At 42.8% G+C, this 22400-nt stretch carries 14 protein-coding genes and 2 pseudogenes; 1 reads left to right on the top strand and 15 read right to left on the bottom strand.

Annotated elements, in window-relative coordinates; all coding sequences use genetic code 11:
* Positions 1–236: 236 nt before the first annotated feature.
* Positions 237–1463, top strand: a pseudogene (locus DXD11_RS00535) (IS110 family transposase).
* Between the two features lie 237 nt (positions 1464–1700).
* Here the strand turns inward: DXD11_RS00535 and DXD11_RS00530 are convergent.
* From DXD11_RS00530 to DXD11_RS00460, 15 genes and pseudogenes are all read right to left on the bottom strand, one after another.
* Positions 1701–2060 (bottom strand): annotated as a pseudogene (locus DXD11_RS00530) (IS4 family transposase); the annotation flags it as partial.
* Positions 2061–2725: 665 nt separating this feature from the next.
* Positions 2726–4906, bottom strand: coding sequence for a protein kinase domain-containing protein (locus tag DXD11_RS00525; protein WP_118649290.1), 2181 nt, complete (start codon positions 4904–4906; stop codon positions 2726–2728).
* A 31-nt stretch (positions 4907–4937) separates the two neighbouring features.
* A complete protein-coding gene (locus DXD11_RS00520) occupies positions 4938–5567 on the bottom strand; it encodes a CatB-related O-acetyltransferase (RefSeq protein ID WP_118649291.1) in 630 nt (209 codons plus the stop codon).
* Positions 5564–5824: a hypothetical protein gene (locus tag DXD11_RS00515; protein ID WP_330423947.1), complete on the bottom strand. Its 261-nt coding sequence runs from the start codon at positions 5822–5824 to the stop codon at positions 5564–5566. Before DXD11_RS00515 ends, DXD11_RS00520 begins: the two co-directional genes overlap by 4 nt.
* Positions 5825–6281: 457 nt before the next feature.
* Positions 6282–7121, bottom strand: coding sequence for a hypothetical protein (locus DXD11_RS00510; protein ID WP_118649292.1), 840 nt, complete (start codon positions 7119–7121; stop codon positions 6282–6284).
* Between the two features lies 1 nt (position 7122).
* Positions 7123–7509, bottom strand: coding sequence for a hypothetical protein (locus DXD11_RS00505; protein WP_118649293.1), 387 nt, complete (start codon positions 7507–7509; stop codon positions 7123–7125).
* Positions 7510–7860: 351 nt separating this feature from the next.
* The gene (locus tag DXD11_RS00500; protein WP_117875548.1) at positions 7861–8259 is read right to left on the bottom strand and encodes an Imm44 family immunity protein; all 399 of its coding nucleotides are present in this window, start codon (positions 8257–8259) and stop codon (positions 7861–7863) included.
* Position 8260: 1 nt separating this feature from the next.
* The gene (locus DXD11_RS00495) at positions 8261–17380 is read right to left on the bottom strand and encodes an RHS repeat-associated core domain-containing protein (RefSeq protein ID WP_118757556.1); all 9120 of its coding nucleotides are present in this window, start codon (positions 17378–17380) and stop codon (positions 8261–8263) included.
* 53 nt (positions 17381–17433) lie between these two features.
* Positions 17434–17949, bottom strand: coding sequence for a cellulose binding domain-containing protein (locus DXD11_RS00490; RefSeq protein WP_118757555.1), 516 nt, complete (start codon positions 17947–17949; stop codon positions 17434–17436).
* Positions 17950–18205: 256 nt separating this feature from the next.
* The gene (locus tag DXD11_RS00485) at positions 18206–18535 is read right to left on the bottom strand and encodes a hypothetical protein (RefSeq protein WP_117875550.1); all 330 of its coding nucleotides are present in this window, start codon (positions 18533–18535) and stop codon (positions 18206–18208) included.
* 8 nt (positions 18536–18543) lie between these two features.
* Entirely contained in the window at positions 18544–18900 is a 357-nt protein-coding gene (locus DXD11_RS14285; RefSeq protein ID WP_173795154.1) for a hypothetical protein, read from the bottom strand.
* A 35-nt stretch (positions 18901–18935) separates the two neighbouring features.
* Positions 18936–19253 (bottom strand): hypothetical protein, encoded by a 318-nt coding sequence (locus DXD11_RS00475; protein ID WP_117875551.1) that lies wholly within the window; start codon positions 19251–19253, stop codon positions 18936–18938.
* 28 nt (positions 19254–19281) lie between these two features.
* On the bottom strand, positions 19282–20103 hold the full coding sequence (locus DXD11_RS00470; RefSeq protein ID WP_118757554.1) for a hypothetical protein: 822 nt from the start codon (positions 20101–20103) through the stop codon (positions 19282–19284).
* Positions 20104–20523: 420 nt separating this feature from the next.
* Positions 20524–20739: a CPBP family glutamic-type intramembrane protease gene (locus DXD11_RS00465; protein WP_158579409.1), complete on the bottom strand. Its 216-nt coding sequence runs from the start codon at positions 20737–20739 to the stop codon at positions 20524–20526.
* 277 nt (positions 20740–21016) lie between these two features.
* Complete coding sequence (locus DXD11_RS00460; RefSeq protein WP_118757553.1) at positions 21017–22357, bottom strand: MATE family efflux transporter; 1341 nt, start codon at positions 22355–22357, stop codon at positions 21017–21019.
* Between the last annotated feature and the right edge of the window lie 43 nt (positions 22358–22400).

Raw genomic sequence — 22400 nt, 5'->3', positions numbered from 1 at the left:
TTAGGATGTTTCCCTCTTGTTGCTAAAGCTGTAAGATAGATAAGTATCGGTCTGACCTATTTCTCCTTGGACCATTAGGCGTCCGCAGAAAAGCCTGTCAGCCAGCTTATCATTACAGCCGTTCGATTTATGTAGGTGGGACTGCTATGTGCACGTCCGATTGAGACCCCAGGAGATTGAATAAGCAATGAGGAATGCTGAATACCATACAATTTCAACTTATGGAGGAAACCTTTATGTACAACGCAGTCGGAATTGAAGCTTCTAAACTCAAAAGCACCATCACTATCATTCAGCCCGCATGAGTTGTTATTCGCAACCCCTTTGATGTCCTACATACATCTGATAAGCTGAACACCCTTGTAACCTATCTCAAGTCTCTGTAGGGTGAAACCAGAGCTGTCATTGAATGTACAGGTCGTTATCACGAGCCTGTTGTCAAATCTTTATCTGAAGCAGGTATCTTTATCTCTGCCGTCAATCCAAAACTGATTAAGGGTCAAAAACAAAATACACTTCGTAAAGTAAAATCAGATCCCGCTGATGCGAGAAAAATCGCTAAGTATGCTCTTGACAACTGGGCAGAACTGCGTGAGTATTCAAGTATGGATACTACAAGAGAACAACTTAAAACACTAAATTCGCAGTTCACTTTCTTCATGAAACAGAAAGTTGCTGCCAAACCCAATCTTATTTCACTCCTAGATAATACTTATCCCGGTGTGAACAAACTCTTCGACAGCCCCACTAGAGACGATGGTAGTGAAAAATGGGTTGATTATGCCTATTCTTTTGGGCATGTTGATTGTGTCCACAAAATTGGGCTAAAAGCCTTTACGGAACGCTATGAAGCATTCTGTAAGAAGCATCATTATAACTACCAGAAAAATAAGCCAGCCTTACTATTCGAGGAGTCCAAACAACTTGTTGCAGTGTTCCCAAAGGAAAAATCTTACAAACTCCTTATTCAGCAAAGCATTCAACAGTTGCGTTTGGTATCGGAACACATCGAAATCATTCGTAAAGAAATGAATGGGCTTGCTTCTACACTGCCCGAATACGAAACCGTAATGAACATGTATGGTGTTGGTGAAACCTATGGACCTCAATTGATTGCTGAAATCGGGGATGTATCTCGTTTTACACATCGAGAAGCTATCACTGCATTTGCCGGTGTTGATCCTGGTGTAAATGAATCTGGACAATTCATGCAACGAAGCAACCGCGCTTCAAAGAACGGTTCTACAAGGCTTAGGAAGACCCTTTTTCAAGTGATGTCCACATACCTTAAAAACAAGCCTGTAAACGAACCTGTCTATAAGTTCCTTGATAGAAAACGTGCTGAAGGAAAACCATACCTTGTTTACATGACCGCTGGTGCCAATAAATTCTTACGAATCTACTATGGCAGGGTTAAGGAGTGCTTACGCAACTTAGAGCAATCTCAAATCGAAGAGTTTTAAATATCAAACGATTATCTCCTCCGCTAAGCTAGCCGTTTTGGGCAGCCTATTTCTTGTGCCTATTTTTCAATTCTTAAATTTCTTCAAAAAGTACTTGACTTTTTATTAGTAGGCTCTTCCACCTATTATCGCTGTATTAACTATACATGATACATTCTTTTTCAATTGACAGAACAAGTCTTTCAGTATATTCACCAACTTATAATCCAGGTCATTTGTTGGTTGATCAATAAAGATCATGATGAAAACATTTTTTCTGCTATCATTCGTCAGATTTTTGATGTCATGATCTACGATATCCGCTGCAAGAAGAGAAGTGAAACGAAGCCAGTTTGTTTTTGTAGAATTAAGGAAACGGTAGAACGTGTTCTTGGAAAAATCTTCCTTAAAAGAGCTGGTCCGTTGCTGCATATACATGCTTCTTCCAACAAAAATATTGCTGAGTTTGTACCAAAGCAGAGAAACAGGAGAAACACATTTTTCTTTCGTTCCATTGCATCTGGCAAGAAACTTGCCAACATGGTGTTTAGAAAAAAATCTCTTAACACAGTCAACTAAGGCTTTTTCATCGGAATGGTTTTGTGGTATACTGGACATGGCATAAATCTCCTTTGTAAAGATGGTTTTTCGACAACTCCATTATACCAAACGGAACAGGTTTATGCCCTTTTTATTGGCTAAAATATTGAATTTTCAAGGCTCAACACACCATATCGGTGTGGGAAGTTTTAGTAAAATTACTATTCATATCAGGAATCATCATAAGCTCATTTATGACATCGGTATTCGTTTTATGGGCAGTTGTCCTAGCTTTAAGGTCATTCAAGATACAGTTGCTATGCGTAGAGGCATTTCGAATTGAATAATCCGGGGTGAAATCCATCACCTGTTGCATTTACAACTTAGGCACGGGAACGGGCTCCTATGTCGCCCCGCATATCATAATTCCACATCACCTAAAATGCACCTGCCAAATCTGGCGGAGCTACAACTTTCATTCCTGGCTTCGTATCTGCGTGAGTAGGTGTGGAAAAAGACCACTTCTGGTCCTGAGGCCTAGACGTGATTCCTGTATAATTTGCTTTATGAACTTCTGGCCCTTTACCAGAAGTTGTCCGTACCGACATAGGAGTACAGGTTTTCCACCTTATTAATAACGCGGATCCTGTTTGGCAGTTACTAATAATATGTCCGCAGGACTTGTAGTTCCTCCCAAAAGAATGCACAGTACAGCAACATTTTATCTTAAACACCCATTATACTTATGCAATTGAAACCAATCTCTTGATTTGAGGATTACTAATTGTCAATTCCTTCAAATTGTATTTTTTAATTACTGACTTCCATTGATTTCTCATTTTATTGCAATCGTTGATCGAATCGATAAGATTTGTCTCTTCTAACATATAACTCTCCAAATATGTTATCCATTCCGACTCCGTTAGGCGCTCTAATATTCTATCTGCAATCGTTTCAGCAGACCAACTTGTTCCATATGAATTTCCTAACTTAACATACAATACAGAAGTAATTGTTTCCTTTAAAGCTAACGTAGGAATTTGAGAACCCAAATCCTCGAGTTTTTTTATTATACCCGGCTCGTTATAGAAATTATTCACATCAAAATGAACATCTAGTAACTTGTTTGCAACCTGAATATATGTTCTTGAACGCACGTTCTCTTTAACATAGTCAAATGCATGGACTTGCAACATTATTTTATTTAAATCATTTATTTTTTTATGTTCAGAAGCATTTATATAATCAGTATATGCATCTGCAAGAGCTCGTCTCTCCTCAATTTTTAAACGTTCCCATATCGCTGGAAACATAATTTGCATATTGATAACAACATTATCATATTCTATTCCTTCGCAATCCCTAAATAAATTTAACAACGATCTTACTGATGTTTTTAAATAAAAATATGGACATGTTGCAAACATAGCCCTATCGTCATCAAACAATTCAGTAACTCTTCCACTTTTCAGTTTTTCTCTAAAGTCATTGAACTGAAGACCAAAGGATTCATGATTATTATATAAAATGTAGCTAATGCATGTTTTAATGATTATATTTGCTTCGTCTTGTGGCATTTCTTCATATTCATCAGCCTCATCATTATTAAAATAATTATAAAACTCATTCGCCTTTTGTAACTTTGATTGTCCCGCTTTATTAATAAAACCAAGCTCATGTGCCAAATCGATCAATCTATAAGCTGGAAGATTTCTAACATAGTCAATGTCACTTGCTTCCACCATATCTGCCACAAAATCTTCACCTAAAGATAATACTCTCTTTCTAAGCAATCCCATTGACCTAATCCATACCGTATTTGCTGCGGTAACAAAGTCTCCACCCAAATAATAGTTCTTCACTTTTGATTGTAATTGCGGCGGAAGCGCAATTCCATACTCTACCAATTGTGGAATATCTGTCATAATAGGTAGTTTCAACCCCTCCGGATTGCATAATTCTGTGCTTGGATTAAGATGTCTAATCAACTCACTATATCTATATTTTTCTAATCCTCTGTTACCATCAATTGCAATAATATCATTCATTTCGCCACCTCCTAATATGTTAAATCTGGACTCGTTAAGTGTAGCCATCTCTCTTCTCATATCTCCAGCAGAATGATATCTTTCCGAAAGATTATTACTAAATGCTTTATCAAAAAAATAATTCAAGCTCTTTAAAACAGTATTATTTTCTACTTTCTCGCTAATAATTCGCTTTGCATTATCTCGTTTATGTGGAGGTTTTCCTTCTCCGTCAAATAATGCATTTGGAATCTCACCTGTTAATACATAAAGGAGAATTGCTGCTGACTGGCTTAAATCTGATTCCAATAATCTTTTTTGTTGACTGGTTCCGCTTACAAGTTCCGGCAAAATTAAAAAACGATTTCCTAATTGCTGATTAGTTGGGGTACATCCATCATCATCCTCCAAGTTGAATGATAGCCCAAAATCAATTAATACAAAATCATCCAAATTACCTTGTTTCAGCATAATATTATCAGGCTTAATATCTCTGTGTATTATTCCATTGTTATGGCAACATTCAATTGTTTTTAAGAATTCCATGTAAAAAGAAATCGCCTCAGCGTAGGATATATCATGAGTTTCGACATACTGTTCCAAAGATATCCCATCGATAAAATCTGAAACATAATAAAGTTTTTCCGATAAATCTTTATATTTTTCCGCATTAGAATATGTAATATTCATTAAATGTCTATCAGATAGATGCTTTACATTACAAACTTCCATAAACATTCTTTGTCTTCGTTCTTCATCACTTTGCTTATTAAGAAATTTCAGCGCATAAAAACAACTGTCTATAGAATCTGTAACTTTAAAGACTTCACCTTGACCTCCTCGCCCCATTGTTTCACTAATTATCCATTGACCGTCAATTGTTTGTCCCACCTTCATCTGTTTACCCCCTTAATTTCTAGCACATTTGTTATTGTAATTCGTCAATTTTTCCTGCCTGTATTGCTTTTATATTTTTAGAGATTTTTTCTTTCGACCAGTTCCACCATTGAATACTTAATAATGATGAAATAGTTTCGTCAGAAAAGCGTTTTTTAATTGATTTTGCAGGAACACCACCTACAATAGTATATGGTGGTACGTCTTTGGTAACAACAGCACGTGCGCCGATAATTGCTCCATCACCGATACTTACACCTGCTAATATAACAGCCTCATATCCAATCCATACATCATTACCAATAATAATGTCACCTTTATTATCCCATGATTGAGCAACATTCTTCTTATCCAAATTCCATTCCTCAAAAAATAATGGAAACGGATAAGTTGATAATGAAGATAATGTATGATTAGCACTATTAAATAAGAATTTAGCACCACAGGCAATCGAGCAAAATTTCCCGATTATTAACTTATCGTGATTTATAGGATAGTGATACAATACATTATTTTTTTCAAATAGCGTTGGGTCATTTACAAAATCATTATACATTGTGTAATCTCCAACTTCTATATTAGGATTTTTGATTACATTTTTTAAATAAATTGTTTCTTTATCCCCAGTACGTGGATAAATTTTATTTTCTGGAATAGTCATTTAAAGTCCTCCAGCCTTTTAACATATTCGCTTTTGTTGCCCTTCCACAAACACTTTACACATCTTCCTTGATGAAAAATATGTTTGCAGTTTTCATATCCATATAAAACGGATGCACATTCAGGGCATAACCCCATCATTTTAGATGAACCCACTAAAAATTCACTACCACATTCATCACATATTTTTATACCTTTATTATTCATGGTGTCTGTGTTTTCAATATTCAACTTCTCATCGCTCTTACCTAACTCCATAGCCTCTCCTATTCCATACGTTTGCGAATTCCGTAAAATTATTATCGTTTCTCGACATATATCTCCCTATCATTCTTATCAATTTCAAATCTATCGGAACTAACCCTTATAAGTGCTGTTCCTACCGGCTTATCAATATGCTCCTGAGCCTAACCACTCTCCATAGAACCAGATATATGATTTTGCATACCAATCTTCATCAAAAAGTTCTTCTATATAACCTATCTCTGGTAACCTCGTTACAATTCATCTAGGAAAAATACAGGCGGCAGGCGTAGAAATCTCCACGGGGTCGCCGCTCTTTATCGCTTCCTGTATCTGGTCGACCTGGCTTCCGAGACCGAATATTGCCATCATCGGTTTTAGGATGATTCTGAGTGATGTCTTGCACATGCCGTCGCACATGAAGCCGACTACCACGCAGTGCACAGATTATGACTACAGAACTTCGTGCAATCTAATTCTCATTACCACTCAATGAACGCTCATATTCCAACTGTTTTACATATCCCCAGACTAAGTCTCTTTCAGTACAATATCCCCAAAACACAAGATCTTTATTAGAATATTTATCATTGTGAGGATATCTGAAATCACCACACTTTCCCAAATATGTCAAATCCTTTGGTCTTTGTCTTTTTGAGCTTTCCAGTATTTCTGCTTCATAGTTAATCTGAATTGGAGGCCAGCTGAACAGTATATTTTTCATACGTTTTATATCATCCGCAGACTGTGGCTTGTCCTTTGAAAGAAAGAAATAAGCATCAGCCACCTCGTCCCATACGCCTCTGACTATCCAATCCTCCTTATACACCTTATCCACATAAAACGTTGCATACCAACCAGTATATTCTTCATAGCCATCTATCGTCTCCGTTATCTGAAAGCAATATACACCGCCTTCTATCCACCCTGCTTTATACGGTCTGTGCACAGGCACTTTTTTTCTGGGCGGCATCTCACTCTCAAGCTTCTCCTTGAACTTTTCAAGTTCTATGCATCTTTTCTGTCTAATCTTCTCGCCTTCCCAGCGTTCTGCAGTCTTGTCTTCTTCAATCTCCGCAAGGGCTCTTTGTTTTATTTCCTCCGTAAGTCTGCCCTTATCCCACATAATCCCTGCAAGTGCGATAAATAAATCGCACTTGCAGTCTATGTCATCTGCCTCCTCTTTGTACTCATCAAGCATCTCAGCCAATGCCTGTTCATCACTCTTTCCAGCCTTGAGTTTACTTATATAATCGTCTTTCACATCTGCGCTGAGGTCATTTTGATATATTCCTACTTCCCATGTTCCCATATTACTTTACCTTCCACCATGCACCAATATCTTCATATATTGCATTTATCTCTTCGCTAATATAATTATTAATCAACGATGGGTAGTCTTTAAAATATTCATTTGACTTATCATGATATATTGTTTTATTTTTATTTCCTGCACCTATACCATTTATCATATTGTATCCTACCATACCGCCATCATCTTCTATCCAATTTCTTGTATGGAATGCAACCATGAGTGTATATACTACATAGGAACTCCGTTTTGTTCCCCAAAGGCTCCTTGCGATATTGAGCATAACCATAGCATTAATTGCATTTGCGCTTTGCAGACAGGCTTGTCCACTCGTTTCAACCGATGTCTCCGACAGTGAGAAACTTCCGTCACTTCCCTGAGAACACATTCTCCCGTCTCCGTGTCCTTAGACCAGACATAGTCTCCTGCCTCTATGTCAGCTATCGGCGTAAGCCCGTATTCCGCCGAAACCAGCGTGTCGCCCGTGAAGTACTGGCTTGTGAGCCCGAACAGCATACACGTAAGCTGCACGAACCGCACCGCTATCTCCACAGGATCGCCGCTCTTTATTGCTTCCTATATCTGGTCAACCTAGCTTCCGAGACCGAATATTGCCATCATCGACTTTAGGATGATGCCGAGTGATGTCTTGCACATGCCGTCGCACATGAAGCCGACTGCCACGTCATTGAGGGCTCTAAATCACGATGTTTACAATCCGCTTAATTTTTGCCGTTTTTTAAATTCTATGTTCTTTACAAAAAACATCAAAATCCTCTTTGAATTTTTGAAAGTCTATCCTCCCCTTTGTTTTTATTGTTTTTACAGAATTTAAAACACATTGAAGCATTAACTTTTTTTTCTTTTCAACATCCGCAGAAACATACTCTTCATAATCTATGTACTCCCTGACGCTTGCAAATCCATATTTTGGTTCACAATGATACCCTCTTTTACATAAGCCTTTATTTATCGTCTCCTTAGGAGCAATTATAGGTATTATTCCAACTATATCAATACTTTCGCTGTAACATTTGTTTTTAAAGTATTCATGAATATCTTGGCACAGATTATATATATCGTCATCTATCCCAAATTCATTTGTGTAATACTGTGGCGAATTAATATTTATTTCCATACTACCAACCTTTCTTATTCAGCGGTGGAAAATCTCCATATTTATAAAAATAATACATGTTCATATCATGCTGCCATAAATGAATATCTAATTTTTGTCCACTGACCAATACTTTCATTTCTGCATTTATGCTATCTAAATAACTTTGTGTATATCTTGTGTCTGGATATAAAGTTTCTCCAAATTTAAGTACCTCACTTGTATTCTTATCAATCAATGCATATCCATAATTTTTATTAAAATTATTGGTCAATGAGTTACCATGAACACCTTTTCCACTCGCTGTCTTACCTGTTATCCCAACTTCCGAATTTGATGCAAATTGCCCATTGGATCTGTGCCATCTACCATTTGCATCTTGACTATAACCTTTAGTTGCTCCGTCTAATTTAGCTATGTCTACTCCATCTATTATTTTGCCCAAACTTTTATATGCAAAAATTGACACGATGGCTCGAAATATTGCTTGAGCAGGATGTCCTTCTTCAGCCGATATAGCTACACCTACCGTTCCGCTCACCAACAATAATTTCTGTGAGGCACATAGCAAGGTCATGCAAATTGGACTAATTGTTGCAAAACATGTTAAAGAAGATAGAACACATCCAAACAATGCCCCTTGCCAAAGTCCTTTAAAAGCATCCTGCAATACCGTCGAGAAATTATTTCCTCCTAAAATGGAATCAACAGCTCCAACAGCCGCTCCAGTCAAAGAGCCTATCAAAGTGTTTAGTCCTATAAATTTCCACGATGATGACAACACTTGCGACATTGTCATGCCAGCACTAAGTTCAGGTAGTGAGAAATATCCGCTCGGGTCCGTATACGTAACCGGATTCGCATACAGATACTTGTGCAAGCTTATCGGATCGTAAAGGCTTCCCTGATAGCTGTCCATGCTTATGAACGTGCCCGTGCCCGGATTCATGTATCTTGCTCTCAGGTAGTATAGCCCCGTGTTCGCATTATACTGCTCGCCCGTGTAGAGGAAGTCGTTCTCAGTGCCGCCGCTCTTTTTCAGGAGGCTGCCGTATGCGTCGTAGGCATACTTGTCTGTGATACGTCCCGCTTCATTTGTAAGAAGCCTTGTGCTGCCAAGTCCGTCATACAGATAATACCATACTTCCCCGCTTCTTTCCATCGACATCAGCTCGCCGTCGCATCTGGTGTATGAAGCAGTCTCTTTGCCGTCCGCATCCATCTCGGCTGCCACATATGCAAGACTTCCGCTCGTGTCGGTCACGTAATATACCGTGCTGTCTTCATTGACTGTCTTCGATGTGCGGTTGCCTGCATAGTCATAGGTATAGCTCTCTATCGTGACGCTGTTGCCGCTCTGTACCGTCGCCTTAGTCAGACGGTTCTCCGCGTCATAGCTGTAGGAAGCCGTCTTTCTGCCCGCCTGCTCCGTCAGGTTTCCGTTTGCATCGTATGTATACGTGATGGTTCCGTCATCTGACTTCTCGTTTACGAGCTGGTTTAAGGCGTTGTAGGTGTAAGTAGTCGTACCTTCAGTTATCTCCACCTCGTCAAGCTGCGTGTCCGCAAGCTCCGTGATGTCACCCTTAACCTTGGTTTCCTTTGACGTGCGGTTTCCCGCACTGTCATAGCCGTACTCGTTTGTAAGTTTGTTGTCTCCGCGTTCTATGACCTCTTTCGTCAGGCGGTTCAGGCTGTCGTACTCATACGCGATGTCAGTCTCTATGCCGTTTGTGATGTCAGTCACACTGAGACGTTCCCCTGCCTTGCCCAGACCGTAGGTATACTTTGCAAGCGTCACACCGTCTGCGTTTACTATGCACTCTTCCTTGAGCCTGCTGCACGCATCGTAGGTGTATGTCATGACATTTCCGTTCGGATAGCACACTGCGCTTCTGTTGCCGAGGGCGTCATACTCGTACACCGTCGCCTGACCGTTCCTGTCTATGACACGCGTCACGCGGTCCATGATGTCGTATTCGTACTTTGTTCCGCCGAATCCGTTGTCCATGGACGACAGCCTGCCGCACTTGTCGTAGGTATACGTCAGCTTATTCCCTGCTGCGTCTGTCTTTCCTGTGAGTCTTCCATAGCTGTCATAGCTGAAGCTTACGGTTCCCATGCCGTCCGTGACCTTTGTGAGAAGTCCCGCCTTGCTGTAGGTGTATGAAGTCTTTTCTCCTGACACGTTCTTCTCCGTGAGGCGGTCCATATCGTCATAGACATATGTCGTGACATTTCCCGCACAGTCTGTGTACTTCGCCACGTTTCCTGTTTCATCATATACGTATGAAGCAGTTCCGCCCAGAGCATTCTTAACCGTGGACACCCTGCCGCCTGCATCATAAGTGTAGGTGGTGGTGTTCCCAAGCGCGTCCGTAACCGTTGCCAGATTGCCGTTTCCGTCATAGCCGTAGGTGTAGGTTCCGCCGTCTGCGTCTGTCACGCCTGCAAGACGGTCTGCGCCGTCATAGGCATACTCCGTCTTACTGCCGTTCTGGTCTTTCTGCTCAGTGATTCTGCTTCTCGCATCGTACTTAGCAGTTACGCTGTTGCCGTCCGCATACGTAGTCTTTGTCACGTTGCCGTTGTCATCGTATTCATATGACGTCACGCCGCCAAGCGCGTCCGTCTGAGATACAAGTCTCGAAGCCTCGTCGTATGCGAACACGGTTGTGTTACCAAGTGCGTCCGTTACGGAAGTATTCCTGCCGCGGCAGTCGTATGCATAGGTGGTCTTTCCGCCGCCTGTGCCTGTAACTGACGTCACGTTGCCTGCTGCGTCATAAGTGTATGTCTCGCTTGTCCCGTCAGCGTATGTTTTCTTCGTAAGGCGGTTCAGCTTATCGTACTCCATCTGCACTGTCTGCCCGCTTCGGTCTGTCGCCGACGTGTTGTTGTCGTTTGCGTCATAATCGAAAGTCTCACATGTTCCGTCCGGGTATGCAGTTTTCACCGTGTTGCCGAGGTCATCATATTCATACGTGATTCTGCGTCCCTTTGCGTCGGTTGATGCTATCATGTTTCCATCCGCATCATACTCATATGCCGTCACGTTTCCGGAGTTGTCAACGCTCTGGATAATGTCTCCCGCCTCGTTGTAGTTGTAGGTGCTTGTGAATGTGAGCGTCTCACCATTCTCTATCCGGCTGACCGTCACCGAAGTGCACCTTCCGTCTTTATCGTAAGTGTATGATGCTGTCTCGCCCGCACCGTTTGTGGTGGAAGCAGCATTTCCGTCCGCATCGTATGTCACCGTCTGGACGGTTCCTATCCCGTCAGTTACTCCCGTGAGTTTTCCGTCTGACGAATATGTGTATTCCGTATCATTGCCGTCAGCGTCAGTCAGGCTTGTCAGTCTGCCATAGTCATCGTACTCCATTGCCATGACGGTCTTGTCCATCATCTGTATGCCGGACACAAGGTTATCCTGTGTATATTCACTTGAAACGGCTGTGCCGTCTGCGGCGGTTACCTTTGTCACGTTGCCTGATGAGTCATAGTCATAGCCTGTGGTATTCCCGTTTGCGTCCGTTGTCGAGAGAAGATTTCCCATGTCATCATAGGTATTTGTCGTCTTTCCTCCGCATGCATCCACCGTCTGGAGTATGTTGCCGCTGTCATCGTAGGTGTATACCGTGGTATTCCCTCTGCGGTCCTTCACCGCTTCCGTTCTTCCGTCCACATCATAATCGTACTCTATTCTGTTCTCGTCCGCATCTATGGTCGCAATAAGCCTTCCGTCATCGTCATACTCATTCCTTGCCACTGCTATGCCCATCGGGTCGGTGATTGATATCAGGTTGTGCTCCGCGTCGTATGTGAAGCTCACCGTGCGGTCTGCACTGTCAGTCACGCTTATAAGGTCGCCCGCATCGTCATATGCGTACTTCGTGGTGTTCCCGTTCGGATCCGTCGCCGCCGTAACACGCTCTTTGCTGTCCCTGTCAAATATGATGCTTTTTCCGTTTTCCGCATGGTATCCGTTTTCATCAACCGTTATTACGTTGCCGTCGGTGTCAGCTATTTTGTATACGCCGCCATCCGCCGTCATGTACATCTGCACGCCGTCCTTGTTGGTGAGCTTGTATTTCAGGTCGTCAAACATGCTGTCCTCGTAGAACATCAGCCCGTTGCCTGTAAAGTATGCAGTCGTATCGCCTATAATCTCGAGCTTCACCTTCTGGCTTGTCACGCATTTGTATGATACCGTCACCTCGGATATCGGCACGAGCGCCCTGCGCTCCGGTGAAAGCGATACTTCAAATCTGTCGCTTGTCCCGTCGCCGTATGTCACGGTTACGTCATGGCTTACCGTTTCGCTTATCTGGTATGCTGTTGAGAACAGGGAACCCGACTGTGTCATCTGGTACCCGTTTGCTATATCATTTGTCTCGTACAGCTTCATGCCTGATATGCCGAGCGTCCAGCCGATACCGAAGTCGCCCTGCTGCTTATTCCTGCTGTCGTACATGCGGTTTACAGTCACCGTGGAACCGCCCATCTTTGCCGTTATGTCGGTAAAGCCTATGTTCATGGCACCGACCTTGAGACCGCCTTCTACCACGTAATCATTTTCAAGTCTCGTCCTGTTGCCGCCCTTGTCGCATACCGTCAGCCTTAAGGTGTACTGTCCGTTCATAAGCATGGTTGTGTCAAGTCGTCCCAGAGTACCGTCCTTCACTTTCTCTGTACCTTCTGAGAGAAGTATGTATGTGTCGGAATCTGTCATGCGGTATTCCAGCTTCCAGTAATCAAGCTCCGTCTCATCATATGCCGAGCCTGTTATGTCCACAGGCTCCGTAAGCGCCTCATCTATCGCAGGCGATGTTATCTCCGCTACGGGAGCCTTCTTGTCCTTGTCGTTGAAGAGGTTACAGTAAGCAGTCACCTGTCTTTTCTCGCCTGCTGTGTCCGTTCCGACTGCGGTTATCCTAACTTTTCCGGACACTGCGGACGTAAATTCCGTCTTCCTCGTTCCGCTTGCTATCTCCTCTTCGCCCTTATATATAACCAGAGTACTCTCATCAATATCCGACGGCAGTGTCACCTGTACCTTGACCGCAGTTCCTATTGCAGCCTGACTGTATGACAGGCTGACAGAGAACAGCTTGTCCTGCGTCTCCGGCTTCTGTTCTTCTCCGCCGCCTTCTTCTTTTCCTTCTTCTTCCTTTCCGCTGTCTTTGCCTATCTCGCCCGTGTTCTCATTTTCAATCGAAGATGTCCCCACGGTATACCCAAACGACGCCGATGCAGTTCCGCTGTTGCCATTTGTATCCGTGGCAGTGAGCGTCAGGTAATAAGTTCCGCCCGATAGCTCTGACGTGTTTATGGAGCCAAGTATGCCGTCTGTTACCTCTTCCGTGCCTTCCGATATGGTCACCTTGTCGCCGTACCCGCCCAAGCTGTATGTGAGCGAGTATCTGTCTAAATTTCCTTCCGCATTTACACTGCCCTTTATATCTATCTGCGACTTGTCTTCGGACAGTGATATCGAGTCGATGGAACCCGAAAGGGCGTATGACGATGTACCCGTACCCACCTCGATATACAGGGTTATGCCATAGTAAGAGACATTTCCCGCCGCATCCTTTACGGTAAGCCGTATATCGTATGTGCCGGCAGTAAATTCCGACACGTCAAGCGTTCCGAGTACGTCATCTGTCACTGCCTCGCTGCCCTCGGCAAAGACGTGATACTCATCTTCACTCTGCGCGCGGTACGAAAGTGTATAGCTGTCAAATTTGGTTTCATCATCAGCTGTTCCCTTTATCTGTATATTAAATCCAAGCTCCGAACCCGAATTTGGTGATGTAATCTCTGCCACAGGCGGCGTAGTGTCCCTGTCGTCCACCACGGTGATGGTGATTTCCTTCTCGGAAGTATTGCCGCCGATATCCGTGGCTACCGCCTTTACTTTTATCTCACCAGCCTTGTCAGGAGTTAATATCACTCGTCCAAAAGAGCTGAGCACAAGCTCCCCGTCTATATACATCTCATACGAATCCACGCCGTAATCATCCAGCGCATATCCGTCTATCAGAAGTTCCTCTCCCACTTTTATCTCTGTCTTTGCTGTGTCTATATACACCGTAGGCGGAACCGTATCATCAATCTCCTCGTATACTCCCGGCTCAGTAGTACACACAACCGCCACGGCAGGGAAAGACAGCGTCCCCTCCGCATCCTTTACCTGATACTTAACCAGATATGTGCACCCTGCTGCAAGCCTGTTCGGAAGCTTGCCCTCAGTCCATCCCGCGTCTTTTACATTCTTGTAGCAGAAATATTCCTCTCGTATACCCTGTGTGCTGTCATCAGTGTGGTCTGCATCATAAGCCTCATAAACTGCATTTGCAATACATTCCGAGCTGTCCTCACTGTCTTCCGAAACCGTTACGGAAACCGACGCAGCAGGGCGTGTCTGTACAAGAAGCAGCCTGTCATACTGCTCCGTATCAGACCACAGGCGGTACCCGTCCAGAGCATCGTTGTCACCCGTCGGATTGTCCCTTACTGCAAGCCGTATGGAATATGCTCCCGTATTTTCAAACACCGTAATAGGCTCGTCCACTTTCTTTACTATATTTTCAGCCTCACCTGACGACGACGTGAAAGCCGACGGATCGTATTCATACTCCCACTGTTCTTCATATATCTCATCATTTTCGGCATCCTGATAATAACCCTTGTAGGTGATTATATCATCTGTTGTTATGTATTTGTCTATGCTGTAGTCCTTGCTGAGTACAGACTGCAGTATGTACGTGTTTATCGTGTCCATCTTGGAAGATAGGTCGTCCAGTGATACGTACATGCCGCCCGTATTCGCGGCATTTAAAAGTCCGAGATACTGACTTTCGTTTGTATCACTGCCGATTCCGGCAAATGCCGCCTGATTTCTTATGAGTGCAGCCGCAAGCTCCGCCATGGCGTCATCGGAAACCAGTTCCGGCACCTCAGCGCTGCTTATGTTCAGCACATAATGTGACGCCCCTGCCCTCCAGTCATATCCGTCTACAATATCCGAAAGGCTGCTTCCAGTCATTGTCTCCATGGTTATGTTCTTGAATGTGAAGTATGACCTCTGCCAACAGTCGTGCCATGCCTGACTTGTGATAGGTCCAAACCCATAGCCATAATCGTTTTCAGGCAGAACAAAGTTATCTATCACAAGAGTGTCCCCATCCCACACCGATATGGTGCTGCTGTCAACCACTATCTTGAAATGATGTTCCGCATACAGATTTGGTATGCTGTAGGTCCTTAAAAGCTGACCGACATTCTGCACCCACTCTACACCGCCGTCTCTGAATCTCTGAAGGTTGTCGCAGTCTATACGGACGAGTTTAAGCCCCGACCGAGTCACAAGTATACAGAATCCCTTTATATAATTATCATCATCGGAAACCGTTGTGTTGAACAGGAAGCCGCCGCCCTCCATGCTGTGCCAGTCGGTGTTATCACGCTGCAAATCGAATTCAAATGTCTTCTGCCCAGGATTGTCATTTGCTATATAAAGAAAATCCTTCTTTGGAGAACTGTAATATCCTATCATCTTGATGGCATCTTCTTCATATATGATGTGCTCTGCGTAGCCGTCGCAGTTGTAGTGTCCGTATTCCTTCCACGCAAATGTGTCCTGCGCGGTATATGTGGATGTGGACACAGCATCCACCTTGGCGTCTATCCCGTTCTCTGCAAGCAGAGTCTTAAGCTCATCGGCTTTCTCCGTATAGACAGCCATGGTGTCAGCATCGGTCTCGCCGACCGTGAATACTATATCAGCCGACTTTGACTTTTCAATATCAAGCGCTGCCGTCGGCGCCTCATTGCCTACTTCAAACACGCACTCCGAAACAGCCTTGCCCGATGTATCATCATGCAGATACGCATCTTCCGTCAGGAGCTTTGGTATTGTGTCGTCAAAGGTCTCGTACACTGTAATCGATACCTTATATCTGCCGACGTTCTCTGTCGTGTAATCAACAGCCGCCTCATTTTCGTCGCTGATTACCGTGCCCTCAGATTCGTCAAACTCTCCATTGTTGTCCTTATCATAATATATCGTCCACACACGTCTGCCTATAGTATCTCCATCCGGTGACACCGAACTGTCGTCTATGTGCACATATGTCTTCCCCTCTTCATCACGCATAAAGTATTTATCCGACAGTTCAAAATCAGCGCATGGCGCTTTATCCTCCTCAATCACCAGTTCTTTTGTAACCGTGTAATTGACCTTCCCTGTTGTCACGGTGACAGACACCATATAAGTGCCGGCTTCCCTAAAAATCATCTCCCTGTGGAAATAATCTGAATTTTCTTCATCCACAGCATAATACTGTCCGGCATCTTCCCCGTCTCTGGTTATGCTCCAGACCGTATTCTCTTTCTGTATGTATTCCGTGTTCATAATCTCCTGCACGGACAGGCTGACCCTGCGGTTTTCTTTCTTTGTACCATCTGCCGCTACATCAATCTCTGGCTTGAAGATGAAATCAAGCATGTCCAAATCACACGGTCCTGCATTTATATTTACTTTTGTTCCGTTTATACATACCTGTTTTGCTATGATGCGACCATTCAGGTTCAGTTCGTTTGAATTGATACATACACAGCCGTTTGGCGCGTACAGAACGGCATTCATTGATATCCCGGAACCATTGATGGTAATGTCTCCGCTCTCTGAGGCAATAAACAGCCTTGAGCCGTTCGCTGTGCTCATGCTTCCCGCATTGTATGTAACCGCTCCCGTTGCATATATGATTCCCTGTCCCATAAACTCTGTCGTATTGAATGCGGCATCGCCGTTTATATAAAGCGATGTATCAATGATTATGCTGTCGCTTCCAAACTGCGTGGAAGTGTCATAGCATACGCCGTTTGCTGATGTGTATTCGGTCAGCTCTTCTGTGATATCCGGCATCTCTATTCTGTCTGCTTTTTCCAACTTGGAGCCTATCTGTATGGAGTCAGAACCGACTGCCGTCTTTATTGTTATGCCCTTTGAAGCCTCAAGCACTCCGTCTATCTTTATGCTGCTGCCCTGATAATAAAAATCCTGATTTGTATGGACTGAACCGCTTATACTTGTATTTCCCGTATAAAGCGACAGATTTGAATCTCCGGATGTGAACACTGCGTAGTTTAGTCCGCTCCACTTTTCCGGGACCTCATATGTCTGCCCCGGAATTATGACCTCCGGTGTATCGTACCCTCCGAATCCCCGCCTTCTGTATCTTCGTCCTTTTTATCCTCCGAAGCCGAAGCATCTGCAAATGTTATGCTCTCCGGCATGGCAGGTTTTGCACTGCTTCCGTGAGCCATAAACCCAAGGGTTACGGACTGCCCCGCAGCTATCGTGCTGTTGTATGTTTTTGCTTCAAGCACATACGTGCCGTCATCGTGGTTTTTTATATCAGCGTTCCATATACTGTCTATCTCGCCGTCATATGAAAACTGAATCTCCCACAGACTCTTTGCACTGTCCGTGTCGTTTGCAAGCGTTATCTCCGCATTCACATAATTGTCCCATGCACTTGCTTCCTTGTAAGTAATGGTGAATCCGTCTGACGAATAAGTCTTCTGAGTGTCTGTGCCTTCAGACGGTGCCGCATAGACGGACTGCGGAATCAGCCCCAGTATCATGGCGCATACAAGGACGCACGAAATGACTCTTTTCAATAAGAAATTTTTCCCCTTTAACATTGTTTCTTCCTCCCTTTGAAATGTGGTTTATGGTTATTGTTTACTTTTTCTCCTCAGCTTAATACAAACTATACCCTGACTTTAACTGCCTTTAAAATTTATTCTGAATACACCAAATTCCTAGTTCAAAAATCAGTACATAACCTGCAACCGTTATTAATCTATTTCCTTTTTTGCATTCATTACTAACCTCAATAATTGATTTACGTTCTTTTTGAACATCGGAAATTGCTACATAACATGCTACAATGTCACCTTACTTATAATATTTACTTGAATATGCTGTCACATGAGTATCTTCATCTGTAATATCTATTTCATACTCATAATACCATTCTGCACTTCTTGAACCTGGGCTAAAATCTCTCGACGATATTACCCCGTCTACTCGTTCACCTATTTTACATTTGCTTGAGTATATAACATTTGTATAACAACCGAATGCAAATAATATAACAGTCACAACTAGTAATAAGCAATTAATAAATACCTTATGTTGAAGTATTACATCTTTTATTCCATGCTTATATATTCCATAGACATATACAATTATCCATAAAATAAATGCAAACCCAAAAAGTTTCATTAGCCCTCCTATGAACCAATTTTTGAATATCCATCCAAAATTCCTAAAAACCCATCCTTAAACATATCAATCCAGTTATAACCCATTAATTTCATTATCGCTTGATTCATTCCACCATAAGCAACTGCCGTTGCTAGCATGCCATCAAACAAAACTGCATAACTGAGTATTTCCGCCATTGAAACTATTCCCTGTACTTGCGATTCTAATGTTACGCTAAAATATAGTTGACTGACAAGAAACATACTATATATGGCTTCCGCCGTGCTTCCCCCACACAGCCCGCCTGATATCATATACGCCCCTGCTCCGGTCTCAGGGTCTATGACCATATACCCTGTTCCCGACCAGCTGCCTATCGTCATGTCCTCTGCCGGAATTGTGACTATCTTACCTGCGTTTACGGCTTTGATTTATATTTTGTAACTATATCTTTCTGCACCTCTATGTGAAATTTATTCCACGCCAAACGGTCTACATAAATTGCCGTTCTCCAATCCCCTGCCCGCACGCTGGCTTCTGCGGTCGAATCGGCAAGCGCTTCCGCTGATGCCTCGCCCATACTTGAAATCTCATCTGTCAAAGATGCAAGAATCGTCTCTCCTAAATTTCCACTTTCTGCGAAAGCTACGCTGCAGTTCGTCGGTAACACTGTCAATAACATTGATATTGACAGCACTACAGCAATAATCCTTCTTGTCATTTGTTTTAATTTCATATGCTTACTCCCTTTTTCCCTTAGTTTTTTACACTTCGACTCCCATCGCACGTATTGCATTTATATTTTTTTCTGCACGCTCTGCCTTTAATTGTGAAACTTCTTTTTTAGTTTCATATTCAAAAAATTTCCCATATCTTTCAATATTGTCACGAAACCGCCTTTCATACCAAATCAATTCCCGCTCTCCTTCTTCTTCCGTAATTTTATTATCTAGAATGTCTTGCTTTAATTCCATTTTTATCTCTTGATAATCACTTTGCACTTTCACTCTATAGGATTCTTTATTCGGATACTTTGCCGGCAAAATAAATACATCCTCATTACATTCAGTTTTTCTGCTGATATACAAATTACTAAAATCATATAACTCTAAATAATCCACGCATGTCTTTAAATCCACCACCTTGTCAAACGCCGGAATTATATAATGCTCTATGCCTGTCATGGCAAACGCAATCTGTTCCCTAAGAGATGCTTCATCTCCCTTTTTGATGATATAGTCAACTCCCGGCTGTTCATTCTCATACACCGTTATTTCATTGCGTTTTGCCTTCATGTACATATGAGGCATCGTAGTATGTATCCAGTCCATGCTGGCATACACAGACCGGTTCAGATTAATCTCCGGGCGGTATATACTGCCGACCGCACAGTATACTTCAAACCGTTTTTCCTCCAACTGCGGCGACAGCGCCTGCTCCAGCCGATAGTTGATGACTTGAATAATCTCGGGCGTTGCCATCCTCACAAAGTGCGGATACCTCCCCTTTACTTTCTTGAACCCATGCGGCTCCAGCGTTTCCTTAAACGCCGCTTTAAGACTCTTGTCCACTTCCAATGTTCCCATTTCTCTTTCTCGCACACAACAGATGTACGATACCTCCTATCTCACCATTATTTTGATTCAAAACATCCTGTACACTCTGTAAACCCATGCAATGATTATACGAATCATCTTTGGTGGTAAGGAAATGTCTCCCTGATTTACGCAGTTGACCATATACTGATAATCGGCACAATTATCAGAACCACACTCGGCGTTATCTGCTGCTCATTCCGGCTCTGCATTATCCTTCTCAGAAGACACATAAACACAATCTCCATGCTGTAATTATTCAGTCTATGCCGAATATACTGTCCTATATCTACGCCGCTGGTCGTAATCAAATCAATATCCAAGAACAATAAATCAATCGCATTCCCATCAATCCCCTATAGTTAAGCAAAATATTTACATTTCAGATTATATCACCCATACCATCTTAAATCAAATGCTTTGCAGTAGGCTGCTAATCAGAACCGCCGCCATCATCTCCACTTTCAGATAAGCGCCGAGTATCACACCCCGGAAAATGTATTCCTCAATGGTTGCCGGTACTATTGCAAAACAGATTAGGGATAGCCAGAATGGGTAGACTGTCGTATCTTCCATTCCGCTGCTCTGGCTGCTTGACAGCACGCTTGCAAAGGCATTTAACAGCATGGCAACTCCTCCTTTGAAAATTTATTTGAGTACCAGCGCTCACGCGCAGGCACAGATTTGAAAAAAATAAGGCGTATGGATTTTTAATTTCCATACGCCTTAACGCTGTTAATTATTGTTTGTGCTGACAAAATTGAATTGTTTGATTTAGCTTAAATTTTAATTTTCTCATTAATCAGCAGACACTTTTTAGAACGATTATATGTCGGTCAGTATACTGTGTCAATTTTTTTGGAAAAAAACTTCGCAAAACAGACATCCCTTTGCACCAAACCGATCATTCGCCAATTGTTTTATCAACCGGCCACGACTTTCTGAGAGCCATATAAGAGATCAGGAAGTTTGCAAGCCATCCCGCCGGCACCGCAAGCCAGACAAATTCGATACCAAAACGGGGCGCACAAATCAGGGCAACTGACAGACGAATCGCGAGGTTGACCATATTTGCAATGAGAAATGGGCGCATGATCCCAAGTCCTCGAAGGACCCCGTCGGTTGCCATCTTGATTCCCATGAAGATGAAAAAGTAGCCAATCCATCTCATATAGCCCCCAGACACCTGATATGCCAAAGCGGTTCCATCTTTGCCAAGGAATAAAGATGAAATCTGAGTATGCAGTGTTTCAATGACTATAAATGCGATGATCGCAAAGCACACATCCAACACCAACGCAGCCCGATATCCTTTTTTGATACGTTTGATTTTCTTTGCGCCAAGATTCTGAGAAACATACGGTGAAACTGCATTTCCAATGGATACAAATATCAGTGAAAAAACATTCTCTACCCTCATCGTTGCTGAGTAACCTGCAAGTGCCTGTGTACCGAATGGATTTACAACTGCCTGAACGATCATCATACCAATCGACACTGTGGACTGCTGAAGAACCGATGGTACGGCAATTCTAAGCATGAAATGTAACTCGTGCCTGTCAAACCAATCAAAACGGCCTTTATATTGGCACATACGCCAAAGAAAAATCAGCAGTGAAAACACTGCGGATATTCCCTGGGCAATAAGAGTTGCAAGAGCTGCACCGAAAACGCCCAGGCCGAGGCCTGCCACCATCCAAAGATCCATAACAATATTCAAGACAGAAGAAAATATCAAAAGACCCAACGGTATCTTTGATTCACCGATTGAATTGAACATTGTTGAAAGAATATTATACATAAACAAAAATGGAAATCCGGCAAAATAAACACGAAGATACAACACCGCTTCATCCAGTATGTCAGCAGGTGTCTGAAGCAGCGTCATCATCGAACGTGAAAAGATAAGACCAAATACACCCAAAAGTATACTCAAAACCATAAAACTTATCAGCGATGTTGATACTATTGTTTTCATTTTACTATAATCCCTGGCTCCAAAATAGCGGCTCACAAGCACGCCCGCACCTATGCCGGCACCGAGTGCCACACAAATGAATACATTTGTAAGAGCGGCACATGCGCCAACAGCCGCAAGTGCAGATGATCCGACATACTGGCCAACTATTATTGAATCAGCCATATTATACACTTGTTGAAAAAAGCTGCCCAAGATCATAGGCATTGCAAAAACTGTCAGCGCTTTAAGCGGTGCATCTGTGATCAAATACTCATCTTTTGACATTATGTTATTCCTCCAAACTGAATATTAATCCACTTGTCCTTAT

This window comes from Coprococcus sp. TF11-13 (assembly GCF_003481085.1).
Lineage (GTDB): Bacteria > Bacillota > Clostridia > Lachnospirales > Lachnospiraceae > Coprococcus > Coprococcus aceti.
This window is presented reverse-complemented; position numbering and strand designations above follow the sequence as displayed.